Consider the following 26,297-nt stretch of genomic DNA (forward strand, 5'->3'; position numbering starts at 1 on the left):
CGTGACAGTCGAACGGGCCCTGTCAGCGACCGGCCCCCGGACCAGACCCTCCGCCGGGCAGCCCCCCGGACGGTCCCCCGGGCAGCTCCCCGGGCACCCAGGCCGGCAGCGCCTCCGTCCGGTCCAGCCAGGCGGCGGGCGGCGCCCCGGCGGCGGTGGCGGCCACGACGCCCCCGGCGATGGCGCACGTGGTGTCGACGTCCCCGCCGACCTGCGCGGTGGTCCAGAAGGCCCGCTCGTAGTCGCCCAGGGCGCGGGCGGCCGACCAGAGCGCGAACGGCACCGTGTCGTGCGCACTCGTGCGCCGGCCGCTGCCGAGCACCGCCGCGACCGTGGCCGCGTCCCCGTAGTCGAGCATGTCCCGGGCACGGCGGAGCCCGGCGCCGACCGCGCTGCGCGGCACGAGCGCCACGACGCCGTCGAGCAGTTCCTCCGGCTTGGGCGGCCCCGCCGGATCCGCCGCGAGGGCGGCGGCGGCCGCGACGGCCATGCAGCCCACGACGGCTTCGCGGTGCTGGTGGGTGGTGTACGAGGAGATCTCGGCCTGGTGCGTGGCCTGCTCCGGGTCGTCGGCGTACCAGGCGCCGAGCGGGGCGATCCGCATGGCGGCGCCGTTGCCCCAGGAGCCCTGCCCCTTGAACAGGCCGGCCGCCAGCTCCCGCCAGTCACCGCCCTCGCGGATCAGCCGCAGCATCCGGTTGACGGCGGGTCCGTAGCCGCGGTCGAAGTCGTGGTGCTCGGCGAACGAGCGGGCGAGCGCGTCCTGGTCGATACGGCCGTGCTCGGCGAGAACGGCCAGCACGGAGCAGGCCATCTCGGTGTCGTCGGTCCACTGCCAGCTCCCGGGCGGCAGCTCGCGCCGCTTCAGCAGTGGATAGTTGGCGGGTACGAAGAACTGGGAGCCCAGGGCGTCTCCCACGGCCAGGCCGCGCAGGCTGGCGAGCGCGCGTTCGAAGCGCCGGGCGGAAGAGGAATCAGCGGTCATCGCCCTGCCACTCTATCGGGGTGCCGTACGGCTCGGGGGTGCGCCAGCGCACGAAGGGCCGGTCCAGTGCGTACCGCCCGTCCTCCCCGAGCAGCAGTGTCCGCGTCTCACCGTTGCCGGGGTTGGCCAGCGACTCGAAGTCGGCGACCGTCCAGTGGAACCAGCGCATGCAGAACAGGCGCATGGTGAGGCCGTGCGTGACCAGCAGGACGTTCGGCGGGTGGTCGGGCGACTCGAAACTGCGGTGCAGGCTCTCCAGGAAGGCCCCGACGCGGTCGTACACGTCGGCACCGGACTCACCCTGCGCGAACCGGTAGAAGAAGTGGCCGTACGCGTCCCGGTAGATCTTCTGGAGCCGGACGTCCTCCCGGTCCTGCCAGTTCCCCCAGTCCTGCTCGCGCAGCCGCGGCTCCTCGCGGACCCGCACCAGGTCCGGGTCCAGCCGGAACATCCGGAGGGTCTCGTGGGTGCGGCGGTACGGGGAGACGTACACGCTCACCCGCTCGTCCCCGAACAACGCCCGCAGCCGCTCGCCCGTCTCCTCCGCCTGGCGCCGGCCCAGGTCGGTGAGCCGCAGGGCGTGGTCGGGTTCGCGTTCGTACACGGTGTCATCGGCGTTGCCCTCCGATTCGCCGTGCCGTACGAGAACGATGCGCCGCGGTCGTGCCATGTCACGACCCTAGGTCGGGCGTCCCGGCGGGGCTCAGCCGGGCGGGTGAGCCGACTCCATCCGGCGTACCCCCTCTCGGACCCGCCATCCGGCATACCCCGCTCGGACCCGCCACCCGGCACACCCGGCACACCCGGCTCGGACCTGCCACCCGGCGTATCCGGCACACCCGGCCCACACCGCCCTCGTCCCACGATCCACTCCGGGGCGCGTCACACCGTCCAGGCCGACTCCAGGTCCACGACGTCGCCCGTCAACGCCGCCACGTCCGCCTCGATCTGGGCGCGCAGCGCCAGCCGCTCCACCCGCTCCGCGCGGTACTTGCCGTGCTCGGCCGCCGAGCGCCACATCGACAGCACGAGGAACTCATGACCCGGGGCTTCCGCGAACAGTCCGCGCAGCATCCCCGGGGAGCCGGCCATGGCCGGGTTCCACACCTTCTCCTGCATCAGCGCGTAGTGCTCGACCCGCTCCTCGTGGATCCTGCTGTTCGCGACGCGGACGACGTCGGCGTCGGTGAAGCGGGGCTCGAACCCCAGCTTCACGTCGAAGCGGTGATCGAACAGCTTGACCCGCATGTCCTTGTACGTGCCCGACTGCGCCGCCGCCAGCCGGTCGTGCGAGCGCGCCATGAACGAGTCGTAGAAGGGCCGGCTCTCCCAGAAGGTGAACACATGGGCCACCCCGGGCCGAGTCCGGCTCCAACCGCCCCCCTGCCCACGGAATCCCGGCTCACCCAGCAGCCCCGCCCACTTCCGCTGTCCCCGCTCGAACCCACGACGGTCCACCACGGTGCAGCGAATCCACTTGACCAGCACCGCGCCATCGTACGGCGCCGGACCCCGCGCCGGTCCCGGTCTCGCACACACCGCACCCCCACCGGCAACGGGCACCGGCACACACGTCCGGCCACGGCCCGCACGCGCCCCCGCACAATGTGCGGATGACCGCGCTGCACATGAACCCGCTCTTCGCCCGCCTGGAGTCCGCCGAGCGCATCCTGGTGGCCGGTGCCGGCGGCGGCTTCGACATCTACGCCGGGCTTCCGCTGGCGCTGTCCCTCCGCCACCAGGGCAAGGAGGTCCACCTCGCCAACCTGGCCTTCAGCGCCGTCGAGGGACTGCCGCTCGACGACTGGCTCGCGCCCGACGTCGCGGTCGTCACGCCCCGGTCGGCGCCGCACCAGGCGTACTTCCCGGAGCGGACCCTCGCCGAGTGGCTCGCCCTGCACGGGTACCCCAGCACCGTCCACGCCTTCACCCGCGTCGGGGTGCGGCCGCTGCGCGCGGCGTACCGGGCCCTCGTCGAGCACTACGCCATCGACGCGGTCGTCCTCGTCGACGGCGGGACGGACATCCTCATGCGGGGCGACGAGTCCGGGCTCGGCACCCCGGAGGAGGACCTGGCCAGCGTCGCCGCGGTGGCCGGCCTGGAGGTGCCCGAACGCCTCATCGCCTCGATCGGCTTCGGCGTGGACGCGTACCACGGCGTCAGCCACGGCCTGGTCCTGGAGAACATCGCCGCCCTGGAGCGGGACGGCGCCTATCTGGGTGCCTTCTCCGTCCCGCGCACGACCCGGGAGGGTGCTCTCTACCTGGACGCGGTGGCCCACGCGCAGAGCCGTACGCCCGACTTCCCGAGCATCGTGAACGGCTCCATAGCGGCCGCCGTACAGGGCTCTTTCGGGGACGTACGGTTCACGTCCCGTACCCGTGGCAGTGAACTGTTCATCAACCCCCTGATGGCGATGTACTTCGCCTTCGAGCTGGACGGCGTGGCCCGGCGCTGCCTGTACCTGGACCGCATCGAGGACACGCATCTGATCCGCCAGGTGAGCAGCCGGATCGAGGCCTTCCGGGACGAGCTGCCCCGGCAGCGTCCCGCACGCCGGATCCCGCACTGAGCGCGCGTGACACCATGGGCAAACAGCCGTGTGCGACGGGCAGTTGGCCCATCCGGTACGAGAGAGGGGAAGCCGTTGAGCAGTGCCAACAAGGGGGTCGGCAAGGTCGAGGTGACGCTCAAGTGGGACCCGAGCGCCGCCGGGGCCCCGGACCGTGACCTCGACATCATCGCCGCCGTCTACCGGGTCGAGGAGCCGCATGGCGCGCCCGCCTACCTGGTGCACTTCGGCAGCCGCTCCCCGGACGGGACCATCACCCTCCAGCGGGAGAGCAGCACCGGGCAGGGCTTCGGTTTCGACGAGGCCATGACGCTGGAGCTGAACCGCCTGTCACCGGCCTACGGGCGCGTGCTGGTGGGCGTGGCCATACAGCAGGGCGGCGGCCGTACGACGTTCGGCGACATCGACAACGCCCTGGTCCTCGTGAAGGAGGGCTACCAGGAGCTGGACCGCTACGACTTCGCCGACCTCGGCGACGCCACCGCCGTGACGGTCGTGGAGTTCCTCCGCGACGGTACGGGGGGCTGGGGCTGGCGCCGCGCGGTCCGGGGCTTCGACGCCGACCCGCAGGCGTTCACCGCGCTCATGGGCGCCGAACCGGCCTGAGCTTTGGCCGCGACGTCCGCCGGAAGGCGACCTCGGCGTCCGCCGGGACGGGTAAGGGGCGCCGGCCCATGGCCAACGCCCCTTACCTCAAGCGGTCAACTCAGCTGCAGCCGCTGGTCGAGCCGCAGCCCTCGCAGATGTAGCAAGAACCGGCGCGCTGCATCTTCGTACCGCAGGAGAAGCACAGCGGGGCGTCGGCGCTGATGCCCAGCTGCATCTCGACGAGCTCCGCCGAGGTGTGCGCCTGCTGCGGGGCGGGCGCCTCCGCCTTCGCCGGGGCGGCGGAGGCGACGGCCTTCGGGGCCTCCTGCTGGCGCGGGGCGGACTGGGCGAGGCTCTCGACGTCCACCTCGACGTCGTCGACGGACTGCTCGTACGAGCCGGTCTCCAGGTGGCGCTGGCGCTCCTCGGCGGAGTGGATGCCGAGCGCGGAGCGGGTCTCGAAGGGCAGGAAGTCGAGCGCCAGGCGGCGGAAGATGTAGTCGACGATCGACTGCGCCATCCGCACGTCCGGGTCGTCCGTCATACCGGCCGGCTCGAAGCGCATGTTGGTGAACTTCGAGACGTACGTCTCCAGCGGCACGCCGTACTGCAGGCCGACCGAGACGGCGATGGAGAAGGCGTCCATCATGCCCGCGAGCGTGGAGCCCTGCTTCGACATCTTGAGGAAGACCTCGCCGAGACCGTCGTCCGGGTAGGAGTTGGCGGTCATGTAGCCCTCGGCGCCGCCCACCGTGAAGGAGGTGGTGATGCCGGGCCGGCCCTTGGGGAGGCGCTTGCGCACGGGACGGTACTCGACGACCTTTTCGACCGCCGCGCGGATGGTCTCCTCGGCCTTCTCGGTGACCTCGGCCTTCTCCTGCTCCTTCTTCTTCGCGGAGAGGGGCTGGCCGACCTTGCAGTTGTCGCGGTAGATCGCGAGCGCCTTGACGCCCATCTTCCACGCCTCGAAGTAGACCTCCTCGACGTCCTCGACGGTGGCCGTCTCGGGGAGGTTGACCGTCTTGGAGAGGGCGCCGGAGATCCAGGGCTGGATGGCGGCCATCATGCGGACGTGACCCATCGCGGAGATGGAACGCTCGCCCATGGCGCAGTCGAAGACCTCGTAGTGCTCGGTCTTCAGGCCGGGCGCGTCGATCACATTGCCATGCTCGGCGATGTGGGCGACGATCGCCTCGATCTGCTCCTCCTGGTAACCGAGGCGGCGCAGCGCCTGCGGCACGGTGCCGTTGACGATCTGCATCGAGCCGCCGCCGACCAGCTTCTTGAACTTGACCAGCGCGAGGTCGGGCTCCAGGCCGGTGGTGTCGCAGGACATCGCCAGGCCGATGGTGCCGGTCGGGGCGATGACGGACGCCTGGGCGTTGCGGAACCCGTTCTTCTCACCGAGGCGGACCACGTCCTGCCAGGCCTCCGTGGCGGCGGCCCAGATCGGGGTGTCCAGGTCGTCCATGCGGACGGCCTTGGCGTTGGCGTCGGCGTGCTGCTTCATGACGCGCTTGTGCGGCTCGGCGTTGCGGGCGTAGCCGTCGTAGGGGCCGACGACCGCGGCCAGCTCGGCGGAGCGCTTGTAGGACGTGCCGGTCATCAGCGACGTGATCGCGCCGGCGAGCGCGCGGCCGCCGTCGGAGTCGTACGCGTGGCCGGTGGCCATCAGCAGGGCGCCGAGGTTGGCGTAGCCGATGCCGAGCTGGCGGAAGGCGCGGGTGTTCTCGCCGATCTTCTGGGTCGGGAAGTCGGCGAAGCAGATGGAGATGTCCATCGCGGTGATGACCAGCTCGACGACCTTGGCGAAGCGCACCGAGTCGAACGACTGGTTGCCCAAGCCGTCGTCCTTCAGGAACTTCATCAGGTTCAGGGAGGCGAGGTTGCACGAGGTGTTGTCCAGGTGCATGTACTCGCTGCACGGGTTCGAGCCGTTGATGCGGCCGGACTCCGGGCAGGTGTGCCAGTGGTTGATCGTGTCGTCGTACTGGATGCCGGGGTCGGCGCAGGCCCAGGCGGCCTCGGCCATCTTGCGGAACAGCGCCTTGGCCTCGACCTGCTCGATGACCTCGCCGGTCATACGGGCGCGCAGGCCGAACTTCCCGCCGGACTCCACGGCCTTCATGAACTCGTCGTTCACGCGGACGGAGTTGTTGGCGTTCTGGTACTGGACGGACGTGATGTCGTCGCCGCCCAGGTCCATGTCGAAGCCCGCGTCGCGCAGGGCGCGGATCTTCTCCTCCTCCTTGACCTTGGTCTCGATGAAGTCCTCGATGTCGGGGTGGTCGACGTCGAGGATGACCATCTTGGCGGCACGGCGGGTGGCGCCACCGGACTTGATCGTGCCGGCGGAGGCGTCGGCGCCGCGCATGAAGGAGACCGGGCCGGAGGCGTTGCCGCCGGAGGACAGCAGTTCCTTGGAGGAACGGATGCGGGAGAGGTTCAGGCCGGCGCCGGAGCCGCCCTTGAAGATCATGCCCTCTTCCTTGTACCAGTCGAGGATCGACTCCATGGAGTCGTCGACGGACAGGATGAAGCAGGCGGAGACCTGCTGGGGCTGCGGCGTGCCGACGTTGAACCACACCGGGGAGTTGAAGCTGAAGATCTGGTGCAGGAGGGCGTAGGCCAGTTCGTGCTCGAAGATCTCCGCGTCGGCGGGCGAGGCGAAGTAGTTGTAGTCCTCACCGGCCTTGCGGTACGTCTTCACGATCCGGTCGATCAGCTGCTTGAGACCGGTCTCGCGCTGCGGGGTGCCGACGGCCCCGCGGAAGTACTTGCTGGTGACGATGTTGACCGCGTTCACCGACCAGAAGTCGGGGAACTCGACGCCACGCTGCTCGAAATTGACCGAGCCGTCGCGCCAGTTGGTCATGACGACGTCACGACGCTCCCACACGACCTCGTCGTACGGATGCACGCCGGGGGTGGTGTGGATGCGCTCGATACGCAGACCCTTGCTCACCTTGGACCCCTTGGTACGGGACCCTCGTGCCGGGCCGCTCGCCGTCTCTGTCATGCCGCCTCCCATATACGGGCAAAAACACCCTCAAGTGCCCAGATCTTCCCAAGGCACGGTTTCTGTTCTGTCGTCCCGGGCACCACGCACAGCACCCGTGACACGTCTTGTCCGCCGATACGTCCTGCCGGCCCACACCTGCCGCCGGCCGGCACGCCGTGTCCGCCGGCACGTCACGTGCCGCTCGGCGGCTGATCGCCGGCCCCTCGCCGGGCCGGACGGTCAGTCGGCGGCGCTCGCGGGAACGGGGACCCCTGGGGTCACGCCGTTCTCGCCGCCTTCCGCCGGGGGCCGCCGCTCGCGGAGCTCCGCGATGGCCGCCTCGAAGTCTTCGAGTGAGTCGAACGCCCGGTACACGGACGCGAAGCGCAGGTACGCGACGAGGTCGAGCTCCTGCAGCGGACCGAGTATGGCCAGTCCGACGTCATGAGTGGTCAGCTCCGCGCTGCCGGTGGCGCGCACCGCCTCCTCGACCCGCTGGCCGAGCTTGGCGAGGGCGTCCTCGGTGACCGGCCGCCCCTGGCACGCCTTGCGCACCCCGGAGATGACCTTGGTGCGACTGAAGGGCTCGGTGACCCCGCTGCGCTTGATCACCATGAGTGACGCGGTCTCCACCGTGGTGAAACGGCGGGAGCAGTCGGGGCACTGGCGGCGGCGGCGGATCGCCGTCCCGTCGTCGGTGGTGCGACTGTCGACGACACGGCTGTCGGGGTGCCTGCAGAAGGGGCAGTGCATCTCCCAACCCTCCTTCACAGCACGACTGAATAGCCTCGTCAAGGCCCGGATCTCCGGGCCCCTCGAAGCAGCCACAAGCATAGGCGATGGCCACGCCCCCACCAGACCGGGGACCACAACTTGTGGGCGGCCGGGCCAATCCCACCACTAGATCTGGGGTTCAGTCGAGCACGCTGCACCCAGCGCGTGTCGCGCGCGGCGGGATCGGGGATCGCCCCAGAGCCTACGGGAGACGCGCGGCGCCACGGCTTCCGGGGGCGGCGGTGACACACTGGCGGCCCACGGGAACGGCCGCACGACGACCGCACCCCGCCCGCCCCGGGGCCCCTGCCGGGGCGCGACGCCGGAACGTTACGGTGTGCGGGCGGGACCGGGGCGGCCCGGCTCGGCCGAGGCGGCCCGGAAGTGTCCGCGGGTGTCGACGGGTATCGGTGAGTGATCGCACATACACGTAGTCACACGCACATGTAAGCCAATCTCTGATTTTTCACTCGAACGTGTGTTTGGCGCAACCTTTCGAAAGCAACTACCGTTGTCCAGCTAGGGAGACCATTCGAGAGGGGCCGCCGACGTGACCACCACCGCAGACAGTGCCACCATCACTGCCCAGGACCGCTCCCAGAGCCGACTCGAGCCGGTGCATGCCATGAATGAAGCGACCACGACCGCGGAGGGCGCCAAGCCCACGCGCTCGCTGCCCGGACGACCTCCAGGCATCCGGGCGGACAGCTCGGGGCTCACGGACCGGCAGCGGCGGGTCATCGAGGTCATCCGGGACTCGGTGCAGCGGCGCGGTTACCCGCCGTCGATGCGGGAGATCGGCCAGGCCGTGGGCCTGTCCAGCACCTCGTCGGTCGCGCACCAGCTGATGGCCCTGGAGCGCAAGGGCTTCCTGCGCCGGGACCCGCACCGCCCCAGGGCCTACGAGGTCCGCGGGTCCGACCAGCCCAGCACCCAGCCGACCGACACCACGGGCAAGCCCGCCGCGTCGTACGTTCCGCTGGTCGGCCGCATCGCGGCCGGTGGCCCGATCCTCGCCGAGGAGTCGGTCGAGGACGTGTTCCCCCTCCCCCGCCAGCTGGTCGGTGACGGCGAGCTGTTCGTCCTCAAGGTCGTCGGTGACTCGATGATCGAGGCCGCGATCTGTGACGGCGACTGGGTGACCGTGCGCCGCCAGCCGGTCGCGGAGAACGGCGACATCGTGGCCGCGATGCTGGACGGCGAGGCCACCGTCAAGCGCTTCAAGCGGGAGGACGGCCACGTGTGGCTGCTCCCGCACAACGCGGCGTACCAGCCGATCCCCGGCGACGAGGCCACGATCCTCGGCAAGGTGGTGGCGGTACTGCGGCGCGTGTGACAGCGCGCCGGCCCCGACCGGGCCCCGGGACCCACTGCGCCGGTCCCGGGGCCCTACCTGTGTCCCCGACCCTTACGGTTACGCCTCCGCGGCCTTCGCGGCGGCGTCGATCGCGGCCAGTGAGCGGCGCACCTGGTTGCGGTCCGTGGTGTACCAGAAGTCGGGCAGTGAGGCCCGCAGGTAGCTGCCGTACCGCGCGGTGGCCAGGCGGGGGTCCAGGACGGCGACCACTCCGCGGTCGCCCGTGGCACGGACCAGACGGCCGGCGCCCTGCGCCATCAGCAGCGCCGCATGCGTCGCCGCGACCGCCATGAAGCCGTTGCCGCCCGCCTCCTCCACCGCCTTCTGGCGGGCGCTCATCAGCGGGTCGTCGGGCCGGGGGAACGGGATGCGGTCCATCACCACCAGCTGACAGTTCGGCCCCGGGACGTCCACGCCCTGCCACAGCGACAGCGTGCCGAAGAGACAGGTCTCCGGGTCCGCCGCGAAGTTCTTGATCAGCTCACCGAGAGTGTCCTCGCCTTGGAGCAGCACGGGCCTGTCGAGCCGGCCACGGAGCTCCTCGGCGGCGGCCTGGGCCGCCCGCATCGACGAGAAGAGGCCGAGCGTGCGGCCACCGGCCGCTTCGACCAGCTCGGCGAGCTCGTCCATCATGTCGCCGCGGCTGCCCTCCCTGCCCGGAGTGGCGAGGTGCCTGGCGACGTAGAGGATCCCCTGCTTCGGGTAGTCGAACGGCGAGCCGACGTCGATGCCCTTCCACACCGGCACGTCCTCGTCCTCCGTGCCGACGGTACCCTCGGGCGGCAGGCCCAGGGAGGCGCCGACACCGTTGAAGTCGCCGCCGAGCTTCAGCGTGGCGGAGGTGAGGACGACCGACCGCTCGGAGAAGAGCTTCTCGCGCAGCAGGCCGGAGACGGACAGCGGCGCCACCCTTAGGGAGGCCCCGAACCGGTCGTGCCGTTCGTACCAGACGACGTCGTACTCGGAGCCCTGGGTGATGCGCTCGGCGACGTCGTGCACGGTCTCCACCGAGGCCCTGGCCTGCTTGCGGACCGCGTCCTCGTCCTGGACGGACTTGTCGCGGGTCGTACCGAGGGCCGAGACCACCGTACGGGCCGCGTCCCGCAGCGCCATCAGCGCGTATCCGAGGTCCTCGGGGACCTCCTCCAGGCGCCCGGGCAGAGCCAGCTCCATCAGCCGCTCGAACCCCTCGGCGGCCGTCTGGAGCTGGTCGGCGACCTTCTCGTCGACCAGCTTGGCCGCCCGGCGCACCGCGCGGTTGACCTGGCCGGGCGTGAGCTCACCGGTGGCGACCCCGGTGACCCGGGACACCAGCTCGTGCGCCTCGTCGACGATCAGGACCTCGTGCTGCGGGAGCACCGGGGCGCCCTCGATCGCGTCGATCGCGAGCAGGGCGTGGTTGGTGACGACCACGTCGGCGAGCTTGGCGCGCTCCCGCGCGGCCTCGGCGAAGCACTCCGCCCCGTAGGCGCACTTCGACGCGCCCAGGCACTCCCGCGACGTGACGGACACCTGCGACCAGGCCCGGTCGGACACACCGGGCGTCAGGTCGTCCCGGTCCCCGGTCTCGGTGTCGTCCGACCAGTCGCGCAGGCGCAGCAAATCCTGGCCCAGCTTGCTGGTGGGCGCCGCGGTCTCGAACGGGTCGAAGAGGCCGTCCTCCTCCTCCTGCGGAACACCCTCGTGGAGGCGGTGCAGGCAGAGGTAGTTCGACCGGCCCTTGAGCATGGCGAACTCCGGGCGGCGGCGCAGCTGCGGATGCAGCGCGTCCACCGTCCGCGGCAGGTCGCGCTCGACGAGCTGGCGCTGGAGGGCCAGCGTCGCGGTGGCGACCACGACCCGGTCCCCGTGCGCCAGCGCGGGCACCAGGTAGCCCAGCGACTTTCCGGTGCCGGTGCCGGCCTGGACCAGCAGGTGCGAACCGTCGTCGATGGCCTGCGCGACGGCCTCGGCCATGGTGACCTGGCCTGGCCGTTCCACGCCGCCGACGGCGGACACGGCGGCGTGGAGGAGCTCGGGGAGGGATGGCTTCGTCATAGCCCGTCCACCCTACGGCCCGCCACTGACAGCCGGATCACGGACGACCGGATCACTGACGACCGGACAACCGACCACCGGATCACGACGACCGGATCATGGCGCATCACGCGAGCGGGTTGGGGACGGTGCCGTGGACGGCGGCGTGGGGGCGCTGGGCCCGGTCGCGGTAGCCGTCCAGGTGCAGCCGGTTGCGGTTGAGGCAGAGGCGCTCGATGCGCGGCGTGAGGAGGTCGAACAGCTCGTAGCGGTCCTTGAGGTCCGGAAAGCGGGCCTGGTGGCGGAGGATCTCTGCCCGTACGAGTGACCAGAAGTCCTGCTCCGGTACTCCCAGTTGTTCCTCGCAGAGCGGCGCCAGGTAGCGGAAGACGCCGACGAACAGCCCGGAGTGGATGAACTGGGTGAGGAACCCGGGTTCCTCGGTGAGCAGCACCTCCCGGACGTCGTCCGGCATCGTGTCGTGTTCCGGCACCGGGTGGGCGCTGACGTTGATGTCGTCCACGAAGTCCTTGATCGCCAGCCGGACGGGGACGTCATGGTCGTCGAAGACGACGATGGTGTTCTCGCCGTGCGGGGAGAAGACGGTGCCGTAGCGGTAGAGGAAGTGCAGCAGGGGCGGCAGCAGGGCGCCGAACAGGTGCCGCAGCCACGCGTCGGCGGTCAGCCCCGACCGGGCCACCAGTTCGGCGGTGAAGGAGCGGCCCTCGGCGTCCGTGTGGAGGAGGGCGGCGAGCGTGCGGGCCCGTTCGCCGGGCGGGAGGCGCAGCGGTTCGCGCCAGATCGCGCCAAGAAGTTCCTTGTACTGGTACGGCGCCTCGGGGAGGTGGTCGTACAGCGGGTGCTCGACCGTGACGGACGCGACCTCGCCGAGCAGGATCACCCCGCACGCGTCGCGCAGGAACGGATCCGCGTCGCGCACCGCGTGGACCCAGGAGGTGACGGCGGGCGCGGCGAGGGTGCGTTCGGTGGGGAGCCCGCGCCAGACCAGGGTGTTGAGGACGGACAGCGGCAGCTTGACGCTGAACCGGTCGGGCCTGCTGATGTTGAGGAACGTACGGATGGACTGCTGTGGCAGCCGGAGATCGCCGTCGGACGGGAGCGGGACGATCGCGCCCTCGGCGATGGCGGGGGCGTAGAGCTGCAGCAGCACCTCGTCCCACTGCCAGGGGTGCACGGGCAGGTAGAGGTACGCGGAGGGGTCGAGGCCGCGGGCCCGGAGCACGGCGTCGAACGCGTCGTGCGCGGCGGGGCCGAGTTCGCGGCCGTACAGGTCGGCGGGGGCGTGGAGCGCGGGGACGCCGCGGTAGGCGGCGAGCGCCGTGCTGACCGCGATCCAGGGCAGCGGGGCGGGGCGGCGCGCTTCGGGTGCCCACCGGGCGGCGTCGGAGGCGGAGAACCCGATGCGGCCCTTGTTGAAGACGATCCACGGGTGCCCGGTCTGGTGGCCCTCGAGTTCCGCGTACCCGAGGTCGGCAAGCCGGCCGGCCGGGAGCGCGGTGTGGTCGAGCCGGGCGTCGGCGGCGAGCGTGATGGTCAGCTCGCGGAGGAGGTGGCCGAGCGTGGCGCCGTCCAGCTGGAGGGTCCGGCGGGCTCGTACGAGGAAGTCGAGCGGGTCGGTGAAGGGCTGCCCGTCGCGGGTGATCGATCCGGGGTCGACCCGCCAGCTGCCGTACGCGGTCCGGCGTGCGGCGAAGGTGAGCACGGACCCGTCGTCGACCTCCAGCGCGTACCGCGCCTGCCGGGAGCCGTCTCCCCCGGCCGGACCGGAGGGGGCGTCCGGACCGGAGGGGGCGTCCGGGGCGGAGGGCGCGTCCGGGGCGGAGGGCAGCGGGGCCGGTGCGATGACCTCTTCGTACGCGAACTCGCCGAGCATCTTCGCGAGCAGGTCGCGGGAGGCGCGTGCCCAGGCCCGTGGGTTGAGCTCGGGCGGGGCGGTGGACGGGGCGGCGGGCGGCTCGGCGGAGTCGGGGGTGGCAGGGGGTTTCGGCACGGGCACTCCTCCGGGTGGAACCGATGCGGGTCGAGCGGTTATGTGGAGCAGCGGATGGTTCACAGCAGGTGTCGCAGGGCGCGGTCGCGGATCATCAGGGCAGCTCGCTTGTCGGGGAGGTCGAGTTCGGCGGAGAAGCGGAAGCCGGCGCTCAGGAACGCCGAGACGGAGGGCGCGTTGCGGATGTCGGGTTCGGCGACGACACGTGCGCAGCGCGGGCGGTGGTCGAGGATGAGGTCGGCGACCGCTGTGAGCAGGGTGGTGCCGACGCCCCGGCCGCGGTCGCCGATTCCGCCGATGAGCAGGTGGACGCCCGTGTCATGCGGACGGGCCGGGTAGTGGCGGGCGAGCGGGTCGAGGTCGGCGCGGTAGATCTCGAAGTAGCTCATCGGTGTGCCGTCGAGCACGCCCAGGCAGGGCACGCTGCGGCCGTCGCCGTCGAGTTGGGCCCGCACATGGGCGTCGGTGACGGACGGGGGCCCGGCGAGTTCCCAGAACGCGGCGACCGCCGGGTCGTTCATCCACCGGCTGATCAGCGCGAGGTCGCGTTCGAGGCGTACGGGGACGAGTCGGAAGGAGCCGAGGGAGGTGGCGGCGGGGGCCCAGCCGGCGACGGTGTCGAGCAGGTCGTCGACCCCGTCGGCAGCACCGGCCCCGCCGGTCCCGTCGGCACCGTCGGCCGTTGGCTCGGGCCCGGTGACCGGTTCGTCCGGGCGGAACAGCGCGATCAGCTCGTCGGGCAGCCGGAGTTCCAGGGTGTCCTCCGTGCCCGGCCCGGCCGGGGTGGGGGCACGGGGTCCGGTGTCGGAGCTCGCGTCGGTGGGAGGCACGGGCGCTGTCCTCTCGGCGGTTCGGGCGGGGCGGGGGACGTCAGCTGCGCAGGGGGTTGGCGATCGTGACGTACACGGACTGGGTGTCGACGGGGCCGACGAGCTCGTCGAGGCCGTGCAGCCGGGTCAGGAGGTTGGCCTTGCAGCGCAGGGTCGGGCTCTCCAGGAGGCGGGCCGGGAGGGGCGAGCCGAGACGGGTGGCGGTGGTGAGGAACTGCCGGAACGCGGCGAGGAGGAGCCGTTCGTCGGCCAGGCGCTGGGCGCCGAAGGCCCCGATGAGGCCGAACACGTTGTTGATGCCGAGGTAGTACGCGAACCGTTCGTCGGTCACGTCGTCGGGGACGAAGGTGTCGCTGCGCGTGCCGATGCCGGGCAGCCGGCGTTCCAGGGCGGCGCGCTGGGACTCGCGGAAGTAGTAGCCCTGGTTGTCGCGGTAGCGGCCTCCGCAGGGCCAGCCGTCGGGGTCGAGGAGGACCAGGGTGTTCTGCTGGTGGGCCTCCAGGGCCACGCCCGCGGTGCCGTCGAGCCGGAGGACCGGGCGGACAACCTGGTCGAGGTAGCGCAGGAACCACTCGGCGGCGACGGCTCCGGTGGGGCGGCCCGTGCGGGCGGCGAGCCGGGACACGATGACGGCCAGGCGCGACCGCATGCGGAGGTTCCCGGGCCAGGGGCGCGGGGCGGTGAGGCCCGCGACGCAGACGGCGTCGTCCCCGGGGCCGAAGGGGTTGTGGCGGAGCATCACGTCGAGTCCGGGGACCGGTTCGCCGTCCTGGGTGTCCACGGCGAGCCACGCCGGGTCGCGGACGATGTCGAAGCCGGGGTTGGCGGCCTGCCACTCCTCGGCGAGGCCGGTGCGCAGCAGCCGGTGGACCTCGACGCCGCGGTGGAGCTCCTTGCGCAGGTTCTCACGGCGGGAGTTGGTGATCCGTACGCCGAGGGACAGCTTCAGCATGGCGGGGGCGCCGGGCCGGTGGACGGTCCGGACGGAGGAGGTGGGGTGCCAGGGTTCGCCGTGGGGGCCCAGGTCGTGGAGCAGGCCGGCGGAGAGCAGCGCGGCGACGGCGGGGCGGTGCTGCAGGTCGCGGGCCTGCCAGGGGTGCAGGGGCAGGGCCACGGTGTCGCCGGGGAGGGCGAGGTCGCCGCCGGCGAGGCGGGCGGTGAGGTGCCCGGCGCTGCGGGGGCGGCCCTGTTCGGTCCAGGCGGAGTCGGTCGCCAGGACGGAGCGGTCGACGGCCATCCAGTGCAGCGGGAAGGAGCCGCACGACTCGGGCGCGTAGCGGGCGGCTTCGGCGTCGGAGAGGCCCTCGCGGCTCTTCGGCGTCGGGTGGAGGGGGTGGCCGAGCAGCAGGGACTGTTCGGCGGTGAGGAAGAGGTCGGCGTCGTGGGCGGGGCCCGGGTGCGCGCGCCGGTGGGCGATGAACCCGGCCGTGCGGCGGGTGGAGTCGGCGACCCTCCCGACCAGGTCGGCGCCCTCTCCCCGGTCCGCGGCGGGGGCTGCCCCGTGGTCGCCGCCCGGCGTCGCCGACTCGCGGCCGATGAGGGCGGCGACGGTCACCGCGTCCACGGGCGGGGCGGTGGGCGGCGCGCCTTCGAGGGTGGGCCTGCCGAAGCGGTGCCAGCCGGTGGGCGACCAGTAGTGGACCGGGACGAGAAGGGCGGCGCCGCTGGCGTGGAGGGGGACGCGCAGGGTCCTGCCGGGCGGCTGGGGGAGGCCGGTCTCCCGTGCCCAGCAGCGGAGGAGGTTCTCGACGGTCGCCGCGTCGGCGGCGCGGTGCGCGTCCGGGTCGTCGAGCGGGTCGGGGTGCTCGGCGTGCGCGGGGCCGGGCTGGGCGGCGGGCAGGTCTTCGTACCCTCCCGCGTGCTGGCGCGGCACGGTCGTGGACTCGACCGGACGGGGACTGCCGGGGACGCTGCCGGGGACGATGGGCGGGCCGTCGGCTCCGGGGGCTTCGGGCACGGGAGTGGGGTTCACGGCGGGGTCTTTCTGGTGAGGAGGTCCGGGTTCAGCGGGACGGTCCGAAGGCGGTCGCGGCGGAGGAGGTCGTGGGGGACGAGGCCGCGTGCGGGGAGGCGGTGCGGGAGGAGGCGCGTTCGGCGGCGTCCAGGGCGTCGGCGAAGCGGTCGAGGACGGCCACGGCCTGTTCGTCGGTGATCGTCAGCGGAGGGAGGAGGCGTACGACCGCGTTGTGTCGGCCGCCGAGCTCGACGATGAGGCCGCGTTCGAGGCACTCGCGCTGGACGGCCGCGGCGAGGGCCGGAGCCGGCGGGGGTACGTCGGCGGCGGCGTCCGGGACGACCAGCTCGACGCCGATCATCAGGCCCCGGCCGCGGACGTCCCCGATGCAGGCGTGGGCGGCGGCCAGGCCGTGGAGCTGGCCCAGCATGCGCGCGCCGAGCGTCGCCGCCCGCTCGGCCAGCCGGTTCTCGCGTACGAACGCGAGGGTGGCCGCGCCGGCCGCCATCGCGAGCTGGTTGCCGCGGAAGGTGCCGGCGTGGGCGCCGGGCTGCCAGACGTCGAGGCCCGACCGGTAGACGATGACGGCCAGCGGGAGGGAGCCGCCGATGGCCTTGGACATGACCATCACGTCGGGGACGACACCGCTGTGCTCCACCGCCCAGAAGGCGCCGGTGCGGCCGACTCCGGTCTGCACCTCGTCGGCGATGAGCGGGATGGAGCGGCCGGCGGTGATCCGGCGCATCCGGCGCATCCAGCTGTCGGGCGCGGGGATGACGCCGCCCTCGCCCTGGACGGGTTCGACGATCATCCCGGCCGGGGTGGGGACGCCGGACTTGGGGTCGTCCAGGAGGCTCTCGGTCCAGTGGGCGGCGATGTCGGCGCCGCGCTCCCCGCCGACGCCGAAGGGGCAGCGGTAGCCGTACGGGTAGGGCAGGCGCGTGACCCGTACGTCGGTGGCGCCGCCGGAGACGTCCAGCGCGCCGGCCGTCATGCCGTGGTACGCGCCGGTGAAGGCGAGCAGACCGGCGCGCCCGGTCGCGTTGCGCACCAGTTTGAGCGCCGCCTCGACCGCGTCCGTGCCGGCCGGGCCGCAGAACTGGATCCGGCCGTCCTCGGCGAGCTGCCGGGGCAGCGTGCCGAACAGCTCGGTGGTGAAGGCGTCCTTGACCGGGGTGGCCAGGTCCAGGACGTGCAGCGGGGCACCGGAGTCGATGACCTTCTTGATGGACTCCAGCACCACCGGGTGGTTGTGCCCGAGGGCCAGCGTGCCCGCGCCGGACAGGCAGTCCAGGTACCGCCGCCCGTCGGCCCCTTCGATGGTCAGCCCGCGTGCCCGTACCGGGACGATGGGCAGGGAGCGCGCGTAGGTGCGGGCGGCCGATTCGCGCAGCGACTGGCGCCGCAGGATTCCTTCGTGCGCGGACGTCGGCGCCACCGGGGCTGGTTCGGTCACGGCCACGGCTTCGGGTCCTCCCGGTAACGGTTGTGTGACTCATCGGTGCGCTGCTCGTACCGCCACACGGCCGCGATGAGCCCCGGCCCTGTGTCCCCCGTACGTACCAACGACGACATCTCTTCCGGATCACGGGCGCCGCGAAGATCCTTAACGCCCCGGAACCGCGGCCCTGCCGGACGCCGTCCCCAACGGCACCGGCATAGTGGTGGCCGGCCGCACCCGGGACGTTCCGGAGTGCGGAGCGCTGAAGTCCGGCCCGAACGGCCCAGTACGGCCGGGTACAGACGTGCCCGGTCACGAAGTTCCCAGGGGGATCACGACATGCGACCCATTCGTCCGCTGCTCGCCGCAGCCTCCGTCGCCGCGGCGCTGGCGCTGACCGCCACGGCCTGCGGCCCCGGCGACGACAACGCGGGCGGGGCGCCGACCGCTGCCGCCAGCCCGACGCAGGACGGCAAGATCACGATTCCGGACGATCTGAAGGACCGGCTCAAGGAGCGCGGGATCGATCTGGACAAGTGGAGGAACGGCGAGTGGAAGAACTGGGACAAGGACACGTGGCTGCGTGAGGCCAAGGACTACGTCAACCCGATCATCGAGGACCTGTGGGACCCGGACCGGATGCGGGACGCCGAGCAGCCCGAACGGCCGGTCGAGGAAGGGGACATCGACGGTGACGAGGGTGTGACGGACCCGACGCCCGAGCCGGTCGAGGCCCAGGCCGTGAAGGCGCCGTTCCACTCCGCGGTGCCGGAGGCGGGCAAGGTCCTCTTCGACGGACCCGAGGGCTCGATGGTCTGCTCGGCGACCGTGGTGAAGGACCCCGCGAACCCGGGCAAGTCCAACCTGGTGTGGACGGCGGGCCACTGCGTGCACGCCGGTAAGAACGGCGGCTGGTACCGCAACATCGCGTTCGTCCCCGCGTACAACGACAGCGGCAAGAAGGGCGCGGAGCTGGAGCGGGCGACCCGCGAGGAGATGGCCCCCTACGGCGTGTGGTGGGGCGACTGGGCGCAGACCTCCGAGCAGTGGATCTCCCAGGGTGCCGCCACCGGTGGCCAGGGCGCTCCGTACGACTTCGCGGTCATCCACGTGACCCCGGAGAAGGGCGGCAACGGCAAGTCGCTGGAGGAGACGGTGGGTTCGGCCCTGCCGGTCGAGTTCGCCGCCCCGGCGGCTTCGGGGATCGCCGAGATGGAGGCGACCGGGTACCCGGCGGCGCCGCCGTTCGACGGCCAGCAGATGTTCCAGTGCGCGGACAAGCCGGGCCGGCTGTCCCTCCGGGCGGACCAGCCGACGATGTACCGCATCGGCTGCACCATGACGGGCGGTTCCTCCGGTGGCGGCTGGGTCGCGCAGGGCAAGGACGGCAAGCCCGCGCTGGTGTCCAACACCTCCATCGGCCCGGTGACGGCGGGCTGGCTGGCCGGTCCGCGCCTGGGCGACGAGGCGAAGGGCATCTACGAAGAGGTCAGCGAGAAGTTCGCGGGCCGGTAGACGGCGGAGGCGGTACGCGGCGGCGGTACGCGGAGGGCGGGGGTGGGCGGTTGGGGCGGGCACACCGCCCGCCGCAACCGCCCCTGCCGCCCCTCCGGTGGAGACTCCGTGCAGGTCTGGAGACTCCGTGCAGGTCGCCGTCGGGGGCGGTTGCCCCGGACGGCGGCGGCATAGAGTGGGGGCGCATCACGCGGGCGGTCCCGGAGGGCCGCCCCTTTGCGTGACAGGTTCATGGCATTTCGCACAGCACAAGCGTTTCAGGGGGAATCGTAACCATGCGATCCATACGTCCGCTCCTGGCCGTCACCGGCCTGGTGGCGGCTCTCACGCTGACGGCCACCGCCTGTGGTCCCACCGAGGACAAGGCGACCGGCACGCCCGCGCCGGCGAGCCCCGCCGACGGCCAGGGCGGCGGACAGGGTGACGGCGCCACGCTTCCGAAGGACATCGCCGACAAGCTCAAGGAGCACGGCGTCGACCCGGAGAAGTGGAAGAACGGCGAGTGGAAGAACTGGGACAAGGACACCTGGCTGCGTGAGGCCAAGGACTTCGTCAACCCGGTGATCGAAGGGCTCTGGAAGCCCGAGCGGATGCAGTCCGCCACGTCCCCGCAGAAGACGATGGCCACCGGTGCCGCCACGGGCGACCAGGGCGCCACCGACCCCGAACCGCGGCCGGTGCGGGCGGAGGCGGAGCGCAAGCCGTACCACGAGAACGCCGCCCCGGTCGGCAAGGTCTTCTTCGACTCCCCGGAAGGCTCGATGGTCTGCTCCGCGACCGTCGTCAAGGACCCGAAGAACCCCGGCAAGTCCAACCTCGTGTGGACGGCGGGCCACTGTGTGCACGCGGGGCGGTCGGGCGGCTGGTTCCGCAACATCGCCTTCGTGCCCGCGTACAACGACCTGGGCAAGTCCCCCGCCACCCTGGAGAAGGCCGCGCCGCGGGAGGTCGCCCCGTACGGCGTCTACTGGGCGGACTGGGTCGCGACCTCCGGCGAGTGGATCGACCAGGGCGGCCCGACCGGCGGTGAGGGCGCGCCGTACGACTACGCCGTGATGCACGTGAAGCCGGAGAACGGCACCAAGTCCCTGGAGGAGACGGTGGGCGTCGCGCTCGACGTCGACTTCGACGCCCCGGAGGCGGCCAGCATCCCGGCGATGGGTGCCTGGGGCTACCCGGCCGCCCCGCCCTACGACGGTGCGCTGATGCACAAGTGCGTGGACCGTCCGGGGCGCCTCACCCTGTCGCCCGGTACGCCGACGATGTGGCGGATCGGCTGCACCATGACCGGTGGCTCCTCCGGCGGCGGCTGGTTCATCGAGAAGCCGGGCAAGAAGCTGGCGCTGGTGTCCAACACGTCCATCGGCCCGGTGACGGCGGGCTGGCTGGCCGGCCCCCGCCTGGACCGGGGCGCGGAGCAGATCTACACCATGATGAGCGACAAGTTCGCGGGCAGGTAGCCCCGCCGCCGGGCGCATGAGCGTCGGCGACCAACGGCGCTTGGCCCGCCCCCTCGCGAGGAGGGGGCGGGCCAAGCGCCGTTCACGGGTGCGCGCCGAGCGTTCAGCCGGCCGAGCGGGCCGTGCCCGTCAGTGGGCGGCGGGCACGTACGGCGCCAGCAGCGCGGCGAACTCCTCGTGGACCCGCGCCTTGATGAGGGTGCCCTCGGGGGTGTGCTCCTCGGAGAGCACCTCGCCCTCCGCGTGCGCCCGCGAGACCAGCGCGCCCTGGGTGTACGGCAGGAGCGCCTCGATCTCCACCTTCGGCCGCGGCAGCTCGGCGTCGATCAGGGCCAGCAGCTCATCGATCCCGGCGCCGGTCCGCGCGGACACCGCGATCGAGTGCCGCTCGATGCGCAGCAGCCGCTGCAGTACGAGCGGGTCGGCGGCGTCCGCCTTGTTGATCACCACGATCTCGGGCACGTCCACCGCGCCCACGTCGCGGATGACCTCGCGCACGGCGGCCAGCTGCTCCTCCGGCGCCGGGTGCGAGCCGTCCACCACGTGCACGATGAGGTCGGAGTCACCGACCTCCTCCATGGTGGAGCGGAACGCCTCGACGAGGTGGTGCGGCAGGTGCCGGACGAAGCCGACGGTGTCCGCCAGGGTGTAGAGGCGGCCGCTGGGCGTCTCGGCCCGGCGCACGGTCGGGTCGAGGGTGGCGAACAGGGCGTTCTCCACGAGCACGCCCGCGCCCGTCAGCCGGTTGAGGAGGGACGACTTGCCGGCGTTGGTGTACCCGGCGATCGCGACCGACGGGACCTTGTTGCGACGGCGCTCCTGCCGCTTGAGGTCACGGCTGGTCTTCATCTCCGCGATCTCACGGCGCATCTTCGCCATCTTCTCGCGGATCCGCCGCCGGTCCGTCTCGATCTTGGTCTCACCGGGACCACGGGTGGCCATGCCGCCACCGCCGCCGCCACCCATCTGCCGGGAGAGCGACTGGCCCCAGCCTCGCAGCCGCGGCAGCATGTACTGCATCTGCGCGAGCGCGACCTGCGCCTTGCCCTCACGGGACTTGGCGTGCTGGGCGAAGATGTCGAGGATCAGGGCGGTCCGGTCGACCACCTTGACCTTGACGACGTCCTCGAGGTGGATCAGCTGGCCGGGGCTCAGCTCACCGTCGCAGACGACGGTGTCGGCCCCGGTCTCGAGCACGATGTCCCGCAGCTCGTTCGCCTTGCCCGAGCCGATGTACGTGGCCGGGTCCGGCTTGTCGCGGCGCTGGATCACGCCGTCGAGCACCAGCGCACCCGCCGTCTCGGCGAGCGCGGCCAGCTCCGCGAGGCTGTTCTCGGCGTCCTGCACCGTGCCCGAGGTCCACACGCCGACCAGCACCACGCGCTCCAGGCGCAGCTGCCGGTACTCGACCTCGGTGACGTCCTCGAGCTCGGTGGAGAGGCCCGCGACGCGCCGCAGGGCGGCGCGCTCGGAGCGGTCGAACTGGTCGCCGTCCCGCTCTCCGTCGACCTCGAAGCTCCAGGCGACGTCCTCTTCCATCAGGGCATCGGCCCGAAGGCTCTCGGTGCGGTTCTTGTCCGCGAAGCTCTGCGCGTCCTGGGAAGGGGATGAAGAGGAGGTCATTGGATCCTTACGTCTCGGAGTCGTGGTTGCCCGGTACGTCGTGTCCACTCCCGGATCGGGGCGGCCCACGGCGGGCCGGGCGGCTCGTCGGCTACAACGCGTCACTCCCCAGGATCATTCCCGGGGCGGTCCCCCGGCATGCGAGGGGCCCGGCAGCGCCGCCGACCCGTCGATGGTCGCACGGTGCGGCCGGGCCCGTCACCGGGTTTTCGGCCCGGCGGCCGGGGTCCCCCGCGCCCCGTCAGCGCTTGGCGGCGGGCGCCGGGGCCTTCGTGGACCCCTTGACCGGCGCGGTGCTGCGCCAGTCCGCGTGGCCGGGCATCTTCGGGGTGCGCTCGCCGTACAGCCAGCCCTCCAGGAAGGGGGTCAGGTCGCGGCCGGCCTCCTCCGAGGCGAGCCGCACGAAGTCCGCGGTGCTCGCCGTCCCGTGCGCGTACTGCGAGACCCAGCGCCGTTCGAGCCGCTCGAAGGCGTCCTTGCCGATCTCCTGCCGCAGGGCGTAGAGGACCAGGGCGCTGCCGTCGTAGACGACGGGCCGGAACAGGCTGATCTTCTGGCCGGCGGCGGGGGGCCTCGGCGCGGCCGGCGGCCCGCCCGCCGCGCGCCAGCGGTCGGAGTCGGCGTACGCCTGGCGCATGCGCCGCTCCAGGGGCTGCTTGGCCGTCTCCTCCGCGTACAGCGCCTCGTACCAGGTGGCGTGTCCCTCGTTGAGCCACAGGTCGGCCCACCGGCGCGGCGAGACGCTGTTGCCGAACCAGTGGTGGGCCAGCTCGTGCACCATGATCGATTCGACGAACCACTTGGGGAGCCCGCCGCGGGTGAACAGGGAGCGCTCGAAGAGGGAGAGCGTCTGGGTCTCCAGCTCGAACCCGGTGTCGGCGTCGGCGACGAGGACGCCGTACGTCTCGAAGGGGTAGCGGCCGACCTTGCGCTCCATCCACTCCAGGTGGGCGGGGGTCCGCTTGAGCCAGGGTTCCATGCGGGCGGCGTCGGCGGCCGGTACGACGTCGCGCACGGGCAGCCCGTGCGGACCGGTCCGGTGCAGCACGGTGGAGCGCCCGATGGACACCTGGGCCAGCTCGGTGGCCATGGGGCGGGCGCCGCGGTACGTCCAGGTGCGGATGTCCCCGCTGAGCGACCGGGCGACGTTCCTCCCGTTGGCGACCACCGTCAGGTCCTTGGGCGCGGTGACGCGGAAGGTGAAGTACGCCTTGTCGGCGGGGTGGTCGTTGCCGGGGAAGACCCGGTGCGCGGCGTCGGCCTGGTTGGCCATCGCCAGGCCGTCGGCGGTACGGACCCAGCCGCCGGTGTTCCTGGGGCCGGAGGGGTCGCTGGTGTGGGTGACGGTGATCCGGAGCCGTTCGCCGGGCCCGACCTGCCGGGACGGCTCGACGACCAGGTCCTCGCCGCTCAGCGCGAACGCGGCGGGCCGGCCGTCGACCTCGACCGCGCGGACGGTGCCGTGCGTAAAGTCCAGGTTGACGCGGTCGAGCCGGTCGGAGGCCCGCGCGTCGATCGTGGTGACGGCGTCCAGCGGCTTGGTGTTGTCACCCCTATAGGTGAGGGCGATGTCGTAGGCGAGGACGTCGTACCCGGGGTTGCCGAGCTGCGGGAAGAGCGGGTCTCCGATGCCGAGCGGCTCGGGTGACGGCAGGGCCGCCCCGATCAGGCCGGCCGAGGCAGCCGCCACCAGGGCCACCCGGAGGCGTCGCGCGGTGCGCGCGGTGCGAGCGGTGCGGGGTGCACGCGATGTGAGGGACATGGAGCAACCGCTACCAGCGCCCCGCGCCCGGAACGCGACGGCGCGCGCCCCGCGCACCCGAACGGACTCGGGCGGCCGCACGGCTGCGGGGGCGGTCAGCAGCCGGGGGCGACGGCGGGGTGCTGGGCGCGGGTGACGTCGTAGACGCCCGGTACGTCGCGCATGGCGCGCATCAGCGCGGGGAGCTCCGCGGCGTCGGTGAGCTGGAGCGTGTAGGTGTGCCGTACGCGCTGCTCGCTGGGCGGTTCGACGGTGGCCGAGACGATCGCGGCGCCTGCCGTGGCGATCGCCTCCGTCAGGTCGGCGAGCAGACGCGGCCGCCCGAACGATTCCGCGACCAGGGTGACCCGGCACTCGGCCGCCTCCCCCCACCGCACGCCGACCGGAACCCGCCCGGCCGCCTCCATGCTCCGTACGGCGGGGCACCCGACCCGGTGGACGGTGACGTTCCCCCCGCGTACCGGGAAGCCGGTGACCGCGTCGGGCGGCACGGGGGTGCAGCAGCGGGCGAGTCGCACGGGCGCGTCGGGGAGGTCGGCCACCACGGCGTCGGCGGCGGGGTGCCGGATGGCCGGGAGGTCGGCGCTCATGGTGGTGGTCCGTCGGCGGGGCGCGGCCGCCGGGACGCGCACGCCCTCGGGGTGCGCGGCGAGCCAGCCGGTGATGGCGATCCGCGCGGCGGGGGTGCGGGCGTGCTCCAGCCAGTCGGGCGAGGGGCCCGACGCGGGGTCGGGCTGGACGGCGCCCTGAGGGACCGGGTCCGGGTGCGCGGGCCCGGGGCGTGCGGGGGTGTCCGGTCCGGCGGAGGTCTCCGGTCCGGAGGTCGTCGTCCGGTGCTCGTCCGTGCCCGGCTCGCCCCGGGCGAGCAGCGGCTGCACCGTGTCCCCGTCGTTCAGGACGGTCCCGAGCGCCGCGAGGCGGCCGTTGACGCGGGCCCCGACGCAGGTGTGGGCCGCCTCGCCGTACTGGGCGTACGCGGCGTCCACGCACGTCGCGCCGGCCGGCAGGGCGAGGGTGCCGCCGTCCGGGCGGAAGACGGTGATCTCGCCGTCCTGGGCGAGGTCGGCGCGGAGCGAGGTCCAGAAGGTGTCCGGGTCGGGGGTGGCCTGCTGCCATGCGAGCAGCCGGGAGAGCCAGCCGGGCCGGGTGGGGTCGATGCGCTCGCCGTCGTCGCCCGGGCAGTCGACGGTGTCGGCCGGCGCGGCGTAGGGGTTGCCGAGGGCGACGACGCCGGCTTCGGCGACCTTGTGCATCTGGTGCGTGCGGATGAGGACTTCGGCGACGGCTCCGTCGGGCGCGGCGACGGCGGTGTGGAGGGACTGGTAGAGGTTGAACTTGGGCGCGGCGATGAAGTCCTTGAACTCGGAGATCACCGGGGTGAAGCAGGTGTGCAGTTCGCCGAGCACGCCGTAGCAGTCGGCGTCGTCCTGGACGAGGACGAGCAGCCGTCCGAAGTCGGTGCCGCGCAGGTCGCCGCGCTTGAGCCGGACGCGGTGGACGGAGACGAAGTGGCGTGGCCGGACCAGCACTTCGGCCGGGATGCGGGCGTCCCTGAGCACCGCCCTGACGTCGTCGGCGATGACGGCGAGCGCGTCCCCGGCGGTGACGTTGCCGGCGATGAGGGCGCGGGTGTTCTCGTACTCGGCGGGGTGGAGGATGGCGAAGACCAGGTCCTCCAGCTCCGTCTTGAGGGCCTGTACGCCGAGCCGTTCGGCGAGCGGGATGAGGACGTCGCGGGTGACCTTGGCGATGCGGGCCTGTTTCTCGGGGCGCATCACGCCGAGCGTGCGCATGTTGTGCAGCCGGTCGGCGAGCTTGATGGACATGACGCGGACGTCGTTGCCGGTGGCGACGAGCATCTTGCGGAAGGTCTCGGGCTCGGCGGCGGCGCCGTAGTCGACCTTCTCCAGTTTGGTGACGCCGTCGACGAGGTAGCAGACCTCCTCGCCGAACTCCTCGCGGACCTGATCGAGGGTCACGTCCGTGTCCTCGACGGTGTCGTGGAGGAGGGAGGCGGTCAACGTGGTCGTCTCGGCGCCGAGTTCGGCGAGGATCAGGGTGACGGCGAGCGGGTGGGTGATGTACGGCTCGCCGCTCTTGCGGAACTGGCCCCGGTGCGAGAGCTCGGCGAGGACGTACGCGCGGTGCAGGACGGCCAGGTCGGCGTCGGGGTGGTGGGCGCGGTGGGCCTCGGCGACGTGGCTGATGGCGTCGGGCAGCCGGTCCCGGGTGCCGGGGCCGAGCAGTGCGGCGCGGCCGAGCCTCCGGAGGTCGATCCTCGGGCGGCCGCGCCGACGGCTGGGCGCGGGGTTCGTGGCCTCTGCACTCAGGTTGGTGGCCTCTGCGCTCATGGGCACCTCCGACGGCGTCGACCGGCGGTGGGGCGGGCAAGGCGTGCCCGCCGGGC

18 protein-coding genes are annotated in these 26,297 nt (G+C 72.4%); 5 read left to right on the plus strand and 13 right to left on the minus strand.

The features are described 5' to 3' along the window. Nucleotides 1-22: 22 nt before the first annotated feature. The 3 genes from EIZ62_RS07420 to EIZ62_RS07430 form a co-directional block, all read right to left on the minus strand. The gene (locus EIZ62_RS07420) at nucleotides 23-985 is read right to left on the minus strand and encodes an ADP-ribosylglycohydrolase family protein (RefSeq protein ID WP_156691923.1); all 963 of its coding nucleotides are present in this window, start codon (nucleotides 983-985) and stop codon (nucleotides 23-25) included. Further along, nucleotides 975-1,655 carry a histidine phosphatase family protein gene (locus tag EIZ62_RS07425; RefSeq protein WP_156691924.1) on the minus strand — a complete coding sequence of 227 codons (681 nt, stop codon included), beginning with the start codon at nucleotides 1,653-1,655 and terminating at the stop codon, nucleotides 975-977. Before EIZ62_RS07425 ends, EIZ62_RS07420 begins: the two co-directional genes overlap by 11 nt. 212 nt (nucleotides 1,656-1,867) lie before the next feature. Beyond that, nucleotides 1,868-2,473, minus strand: a complete 606-nt coding sequence (locus tag EIZ62_RS07430) for a YdbC family protein (protein WP_156691925.1) — start codon at nucleotides 2,471-2,473, stop codon at nucleotides 1,868-1,870. 125 nt (nucleotides 2,474-2,598) lie between these two features. Between EIZ62_RS07430 and EIZ62_RS07435 the strand changes: the two genes are divergently transcribed. Both EIZ62_RS07435 and EIZ62_RS07440 read left to right on the plus strand, forming a co-directional pair. Next, complete coding sequence (locus tag EIZ62_RS07435) at nucleotides 2,599-3,558, plus strand: DUF1152 domain-containing protein (RefSeq protein WP_156691926.1); 960 nt, start codon at nucleotides 2,599-2,601, stop codon at nucleotides 3,556-3,558. A 75-nt stretch (nucleotides 3,559-3,633) separates the two neighbouring features. After that, on the plus strand, nucleotides 3,634-4,164 hold the full coding sequence (locus EIZ62_RS07440) for a TerD family protein (RefSeq protein WP_156691927.1): 531 nt from the start codon (nucleotides 3,634-3,636) through the stop codon (nucleotides 4,162-4,164). Between the two features lie 100 nt (nucleotides 4,165-4,264). On the opposite strand, the gene EIZ62_RS07445 is transcribed toward EIZ62_RS07440, so the two are convergent. Both EIZ62_RS07445 and nrdR read right to left on the minus strand, forming a co-directional pair. Beyond that, nucleotides 4,265-7,165: a vitamin B12-dependent ribonucleotide reductase gene (locus EIZ62_RS07445; protein WP_156691928.1), complete on the minus strand. Its 2,901-nt coding sequence runs from the start codon at nucleotides 7,163-7,165 to the stop codon at nucleotides 4,265-4,267. 222 nt (nucleotides 7,166-7,387) lie between these two features. Further along, nucleotides 7,388-7,900, minus strand: coding sequence for a transcriptional regulator NrdR (nrdR, locus tag EIZ62_RS07450; protein ID WP_156691929.1), 513 nt, complete (start codon nucleotides 7,898-7,900; stop codon nucleotides 7,388-7,390). 571 nt (nucleotides 7,901-8,471) lie between these two features. On the opposite strand from nrdR, the gene lexA reads away from it, so the two are divergent. Then, the gene (gene lexA, locus EIZ62_RS07455; protein ID WP_156691930.1) at nucleotides 8,472-9,257 is read left to right on the plus strand and encodes a transcriptional repressor LexA; all 786 of its coding nucleotides are present in this window, start codon (nucleotides 8,472-8,474) and stop codon (nucleotides 9,255-9,257) included. Nucleotides 9,258-9,335: 78 nt separating this feature from the next. Here lexA and EIZ62_RS07460 read toward each other — a convergent pair whose 3' ends face one another. The 5 genes from EIZ62_RS07460 to EIZ62_RS07480 form a co-directional block, all read right to left on the minus strand. Beyond that, nucleotides 9,336-11,315, minus strand: coding sequence for an ATP-dependent DNA helicase (locus tag EIZ62_RS07460; protein WP_156691931.1), 1,980 nt, complete (start codon nucleotides 11,313-11,315; stop codon nucleotides 9,336-9,338). 106 nt (nucleotides 11,316-11,421) lie between these two features. After that, on the minus strand, nucleotides 11,422-13,305 hold the full coding sequence (locus tag EIZ62_RS07465; RefSeq protein ID WP_156691932.1) for an IucA/IucC family protein: 1,884 nt from the start codon (nucleotides 13,303-13,305) through the stop codon (nucleotides 11,422-11,424). A 59-nt stretch (nucleotides 13,306-13,364) separates the two neighbouring features. After that, the gene (locus EIZ62_RS07470; protein ID WP_156691933.1) at nucleotides 13,365-14,135 is read right to left on the minus strand and encodes a GNAT family N-acetyltransferase; all 771 of its coding nucleotides are present in this window, start codon (nucleotides 14,133-14,135) and stop codon (nucleotides 13,365-13,367) included. A gap of 40 nt (nucleotides 14,136-14,175) precedes the next feature. Beyond that, nucleotides 14,176-16,107, minus strand: a complete 1,932-nt coding sequence (locus tag EIZ62_RS07475) for an IucA/IucC family protein (protein ID WP_156691934.1) — start codon at nucleotides 16,105-16,107, stop codon at nucleotides 14,176-14,178. A 31-nt stretch (nucleotides 16,108-16,138) separates the two neighbouring features. Further along, nucleotides 16,139-17,551 (minus strand): diaminobutyrate--2-oxoglutarate transaminase family protein, encoded by a 1,413-nt coding sequence (locus EIZ62_RS07480; RefSeq protein WP_156691935.1) that lies wholly within the window; start codon nucleotides 17,549-17,551, stop codon nucleotides 16,139-16,141. A 318-nt stretch (nucleotides 17,552-17,869) separates the two neighbouring features. Here EIZ62_RS07480 and EIZ62_RS07485 point away from each other — a divergent pair, with 318 nt between their 5' ends. Continuing rightward, entirely contained in the window at nucleotides 17,870-19,045 is a 1,176-nt protein-coding gene (locus tag EIZ62_RS07485; protein WP_208827810.1) for a trypsin-like serine peptidase, read from the plus strand. A 275-nt stretch (nucleotides 19,046-19,320) separates the two neighbouring features. Continuing rightward, nucleotides 19,321-20,505 carry a trypsin-like serine peptidase gene (locus EIZ62_RS07490; protein ID WP_156691936.1) on the plus strand — a complete coding sequence of 395 codons (1,185 nt, stop codon included), beginning with the start codon at nucleotides 19,321-19,323 and terminating at the stop codon, nucleotides 20,503-20,505. A gap of 129 nt (nucleotides 20,506-20,634) precedes the next feature. On the opposite strand, the gene hflX is transcribed toward EIZ62_RS07490, so the two are convergent. The 3 genes from hflX to EIZ62_RS07505 all read right to left on the minus strand — a co-directional run bounded on the left by hflX (nucleotide 20,635) and on the right by EIZ62_RS07505 (nucleotide 26,220). Continuing rightward, nucleotides 20,635-22,128: a GTPase HflX gene (gene hflX / locus EIZ62_RS07495; RefSeq protein WP_156691937.1), complete on the minus strand. Its 1,494-nt coding sequence runs from the start codon at nucleotides 22,126-22,128 to the stop codon at nucleotides 20,635-20,637. A gap of 241 nt (nucleotides 22,129-22,369) precedes the next feature. Next, nucleotides 22,370-23,890, minus strand: a complete 1,521-nt coding sequence (locus EIZ62_RS07500) for a M1 family metallopeptidase (RefSeq protein WP_156691938.1) — start codon at nucleotides 23,888-23,890, stop codon at nucleotides 22,370-22,372. Between the two features lie 95 nt (nucleotides 23,891-23,985). Next, the gene (locus tag EIZ62_RS07505; protein WP_156696265.1) at nucleotides 23,986-26,220 is read right to left on the minus strand and encodes a RelA/SpoT family protein; all 2,235 of its coding nucleotides are present in this window, start codon (nucleotides 26,218-26,220) and stop codon (nucleotides 23,986-23,988) included. Nucleotides 26,221-26,297 lie beyond the last annotated feature (77 nt).

Origin of the sequence: Streptomyces ficellus (genome assembly GCF_009739905.1) — a bacterium.
In the GTDB taxonomy this organism is placed as follows: Bacteria; Actinomycetota; Actinomycetes; order Streptomycetales; family Streptomycetaceae; genus Streptomyces; species Streptomyces ficellus_A.